5 protein-coding genes are annotated in these 4,514 nt (G+C 77.8%); 3 read left to right on the forward strand and 2 right to left on the reverse strand.

All coding sequences use genetic code 11. The features are described from left to right. Positions 1-146: 146 nt before the first annotated feature. Positions 147-353: a hypothetical protein gene (locus NH342_RS22115; protein ID WP_253018387.1), complete on the forward strand. Its 207-nt coding sequence runs from the start codon at positions 147-149 to the stop codon at positions 351-353. Here the strand turns inward: NH342_RS22115 and NH342_RS22120 are convergent. Beyond that, positions 350-1,498, reverse strand: coding sequence for a M23 family metallopeptidase (locus NH342_RS22120; protein ID WP_253018389.1), 1,149 nt, complete (start codon positions 1,496-1,498; stop codon positions 350-352). The two genes, NH342_RS22115 and NH342_RS22120, sit on opposite strands and share 4 nt — an antisense overlap. Positions 1,499-1,568: 70 nt before the next feature. Beyond that, a complete protein-coding gene (locus NH342_RS22125; RefSeq protein ID WP_253018391.1) occupies positions 1,569-2,048 on the reverse strand; it encodes an ATP-binding protein in 480 nt (159 codons plus the stop codon). Between the two features lie 101 nt (positions 2,049-2,149). On the opposite strand from NH342_RS22125, the gene NH342_RS22130 reads away from it, so the two are divergent. Both NH342_RS22130 and NH342_RS22135 read left to right on the forward strand, forming a co-directional pair. Beyond that, complete coding sequence (locus tag NH342_RS22130) at positions 2,150-3,796, forward strand: ABC transporter (protein WP_253018393.1); 1,647 nt, start codon at positions 2,150-2,152, stop codon at positions 3,794-3,796. Then, the coding region (locus NH342_RS22135) for a GTPase (protein ID WP_253018395.1) at positions 3,789-4,514 on the forward strand (726 nt) is incomplete at its 3' end. The genes NH342_RS22130 and NH342_RS22135, both read left to right, overlap by 8 nt.

Genomic DNA, 4,514 nt, shown 5'->3' on the forward strand with positions numbered 1-4,514 from the left:
AGCTCGCCGGCTGGGACCGCGCCGCGCTGGGCGGCGCGGTCGTCGCCGTCCTCGGCGGGCTGGTGATCGCGCTGACCGGGCGGTCGGCGCGGCGCCGCGAGCAGGCGGCGGTGGTCGCCGGTGCGACCACCGGCTAGCGTCCGGCCATGACGACCTCCTGGATCGTGGTGGGCGTGGTCGTGGTGGGCCTGCTGGTGGCGATGGCCGTCCACGACTGCCGGGCCAGGGCGCGCGGCGCCCGGCTGAACGCGGACGCGGGCCGGCAGGTCGGCCGGGGGCACGCGAACCCCGACGCCTACCGCGGGTCGACCGGAAGCACCCCGAACGGCTGGGGCGGCGGCACCGGGGTCTAGCCGCAGGACCCCACGGAGATGCCGTGCGAGGTCAGCCACGGCACCGGGTTGCGGCGGTCGGCGTACAGCCCGCCGTAGTGGGTCTCCACGTGCACGTGCGGGCCGGTGGACTGCCCCCGGTTGCCGACCGTGGCGATCTGCTGCCCGGCCGACACCACCTGGCCCGGCCGCACGGTGAAGGTGTCCACGTGCCCGTACAGGGTGACCACGCCGTCGGGGTGCTGGAGGTAGACCGCCTGGCCGAACCCGCTGGCCGGGCCGGCGTCGAGCACCACGCCGCCCTCGGGGGCGTGGATCGGGGTGCCGATCGGCGCGGCGACGTCGATGCCGTAGTGCGTCGTCCCCCAGCGCGAGCCGTAGCAGGAGGTGACCCGGCCGGCGACCAGCGACCCGTCGCCGGTGCTGCTCACGCTGGCGGCGGCGACCGACTCCTCGGCGGCTGCCGCGGCGGCCGCGGCGGCGTCCTCGACGCCCTGCGCCTCCAGCAGCGCGGTCTGCGCGGCCAGCAGCTGGGCGTCCAGGTCCGCCTTCTGCGCGCTCACCGCGTCGAAGGACTGCTGCGCGGTCGCCACCTGCGCCTGGGCCGCGGCGTCGGCCTCCTCGGCTGCCCGGGCAGCGGCGTCCAGCTGGCCCACGGCCTGCTGCGCCGCGGTGTCGGCGGCCTGCTCCCGGTCCCGCTGCGCCTCGACGGCCTCCAGCCGTCCGGCCCGGTCCAGGCCGAGCTGCTCCATGGTCGCCGCGCGCTGCAGCACGTCCTCCGGGCTCTCGGCGTCGAGCAGGACCTCCGCCGTCCCGAAGGTCTGCTGGCCCATGAACGCCTCGCGACCCAGGGTGGCGACGTCGTCCTCGGCGACCTCGGTGGCGGCCTGCGCCTGCGCCAGGGTGGCCGCGGTGGTGGCCTGCGCCTGCCGTGCCGCGGCGAGCTGCTCCTGGGCGACCCGGTCGGCGTCCGCGGCGGCCTCGGCCAGCACCGTCGAGCGGGCAAGTTCCTCCTCGGCGGCCGCGACGAGGGCGGCCACCCGGTCGACCTCGGCCTGCGCCGCGGTCACCGCGGCGGTGTCGGCAGGGGCGGCGGCGGCCGGCGGGACGGTCGTGCCGAGAGCCAGGAGAGCCCCGAGTGCGAGGACGGCGAGCCGGGGGCGCATTGGGCCGACGCTAACCGACGGTCACCACGGATGTCACGGTCGGGTAACGGAACGATCCGTCACGCCCGGTTCAGGCCCGGCTGCTCCGCGGGCTCGGGGTGGCGCCGGGGACGGCGACACCCGAGGTCAGCCGCGCCCAGACGTGCTTGCGGTCGCGGTCGACCATCCAGCCGTGCTCGACCGAGAGCTGCGCCACCATCGGCAGGCCCATGCCCCCCAGGGCCGGGTCGCGGTCGACCGCGGGCACCGGCGGCCGGTCGACCGCCCCGTCGGACAGCGACAGCACCCAGCCCTCGGCGGTGGCCACGATGACCGCCTCGACCAGGCCGCCACCGTGCCGCAGCGCGTTGGACGCCAGCTCCTCGAAGGCCAGCAGCAGACCCTCGCGGGCGTCCTCGGTGGAGGACGAGGTCAGCGACGGGTGCGCCAGGCGCGCCCGCAGGTCCATCCGCACCCGCGACGCGTCGTGCACGCTCGGCAGCTGCCAGCGCCACACGTCACCCGGGACGTCCGGCACGGGGCACTGCGGCCAGACGGCTTGGGCAGGCACCGGCGCCCTCCCCTTCTCGGACGGTGTCGGTCAGGAACTGTGCCCATCCTGGCGGACCTGGCCGCTACGCGCAGAAGAAGACCCCGGGGCACACTCCCTGCGTGACGAGCGCCGGCACCCTGCCCGAGGACCTGGTCCGGCTGCGGGACCAGCTCGCCGCCGTCCCGTTCGCCCTCGACACCCCCGGCCGGGACGCCGCCGTCCGTGCCGTGCGGTCGGTGGTCGACCAGGTCGAGGACCACCTGCTGCCCCGGCTGCGCGACGTCGACGCCCCGCTCCTCGTGGTGGTCGGCGGCTCGACCGGCGCCGGCAAGTCCACGCTGGTCAACAGCCTGCTGCAGGCCGAGGTGACCCGGGCCGGCGTGCTGCGGCCGACCACCCGCACCCCGGTGCTGGTCTGCGCCCCGGCCGACCGCGGCGCGTTCGCCGACGACCGGGTGCTGCCGGTGCAGGTCGAGACCCACCCGGCGGTGCCCCAGGGCCTGGCGCTGGTCGACGCGCCGGACGTCGACAGCGTGGTCGAGGCCAACCGCGACCTCGCCGGCCAGCTGCTCTCGGCCGCCGACCTGTGGGTGTTCGTCACCACCGCGGCCCGCTACGCCGACGCCGTCCCCTGGGACCTGCTGCACACCGCCGCCGAGCGGGGCACCGCGCTGGCCGTCGTCCTGGACCGGGTGCCACCGGAGGCGACCCGGGAGGTGGCCGCCGACCTGGCCGGGATGCTGCAGCGGGCCGGGCTCGACCAGGCCCGGCTGTGGGTGGTGGAGGAGGGGCCGCTGACCGACGGCCTCCTGCCCGGGACCCAGGTCGCCCCGCTGCGCGGCTGGCTGCACGAGCTCGCCGCCGACGCCGGGGCCCGGGCGGAGGTGGTGCGGCAGACCCTGGTCGGTGCGCTGGCCAGCCTGGACGACCGGGTGGCCGGCATCGCCCGGGCCGTCGACGAGCAGGCGGCGGCCGCCGGCGCTCTGCGAACCGCCGCCGATGCCGCCTACGGCCGGGCGACCGCGGCCGTCGACGAGGGCGTCCGCAACGGCACCCTGCTGCGCGGTGAGGTGCTGGCCCGGTGGCAGGAGTTCGTCGGCACGGGGGAGTGGATGCGCTCGCTGCAGGCCGGCATCGGCCGGCTGCGCGACCGGGTCACCGCCGCCGTCACCGGGCGGCCCACCCCGGCCCAGGACCTGACCGGTGCGCTGGAGAGCGGGGTGGAGCGGCTGCTGCGCTCGGCGGCCGAGACCGCCGCCGAGGACACCGTCACCGCCTGGCGCGGGCTGCCCGGCGGCGCCGCGGTGGTCGCCGGGCGGGAGCGCGAGCTCTCGACCGTGGGTCCGGGGTTCACCGAGGCGGCCGGGCGCACCGTCCGGGACTGGCAGGGTGCGGTGCTCGAGCTGGTCCGCGGCGAGGGCGCCGGCAAGCGGTCGCGCGCCCGGCTGCTGTCGTGGGGCGTCAACGGGGCGGGGGCCGTCGTCATGGTGGCGGTGTTCGCGCAGACCGCGGGCCTGTCCGGCGCCGAGGTCGCCGTCGCCGGCGGGACGACGGTGGTCGGTCAGCGGGTGCTCGAGGCGGTGTTCGGCGACGCCGCCGTCCGCCAGCTCGCCGAGCGCGCCCGTCGCGACCTGGACGAGCGCAGTGCGGCGTTGCTCCACGTGGAACAGCGCCGGTTCACCTCGCTGCTGGACGGCGCGGCCGGCCCCGACGACGCCGCCGCCCTGCGGGAGAGCGCCCGGACGGTGGCGCGGGCCCGTGGCTGAGCGCGGGCTCGCCGACCGCCTGGGCGGCCTGCGCGAGGCGGTCGAGGCCGCCGAGGGCCGGCTCGAGGTGCCCGAGGTCGGCCGGGCCCGGGCCCTCCTGGCCAAGGCCGGGGCCCGGCAGGCCCTGGGGGAGGCCACCGTCGTCGCGCTGGCCGGAGCCACCGGCAGCGGCAAGTCCACCCTGTTCAACGCGCTGTCCGGGGCGGAGGTGAGCACCCCGGGTGTGCGCCGGCCGACCACCGGCACCGCGCACGCCACCGTCTGGGGCGAGCCGCAGGACGCCCTGCTGGACTGGTTGCAGGTGCCCCGGCGGCACCTGCACGCCCCGGATCCGGCCCTGGACGGCCTGGTGCTGCTCGACCTGCCCGACCACGACAGCGTGCGGCTGGAGAACCGGCTGGAGGTCGACCGGCTGGTGGAGCTGGTCGACGTCCTGGTCTGGGTGCTGGACCCGGAGAAGTACGCCGACGCCGCCGTGCACGACCGTTACCTCACGCCCCTGGCCGGGCACGCCGGTGCGCTGCTGGTGGTGCTCAACCAGGCCGACCGGCTGCCCGCGGCCGACCTGGCCGCGATCCGCGGCGACCTGCGCCGGCTGCTGGACGCCGAGGGCCTGGCCGACGCCGCCCTGCTGCCGATCAGCGCCCGCACCGGCGCCGGGCTGCCCGAGCTCACCCGGCTGCTGGCCGACCGGGTGGCCGACCGCCGCGCGGCCACC

This window comes from Klenkia sp. PcliD-1-E (genome assembly GCF_024124375.1).
In the GTDB taxonomy this organism is placed as follows: domain Bacteria; phylum Actinomycetota; class Actinomycetes; order Mycobacteriales; family Geodermatophilaceae; genus Klenkia.

Bases quoted from the DNA above. Each gene is read 5' to 3' on its own strand.
- NH342_RS22120 (WP_253018389.1), bottom strand. From the start codon at position 1,498: ATGCGCCCCCGGCTCGCCGTCCTCGCACTCGGGGCTCTCCTGGCTCTC.
- NH342_RS22115 (WP_253018387.1), top strand. From the start codon at position 147: ATGACGACCTCCTGGATCGTGGTGGGCGTGGTCGTGGTGGGCCTGCTG.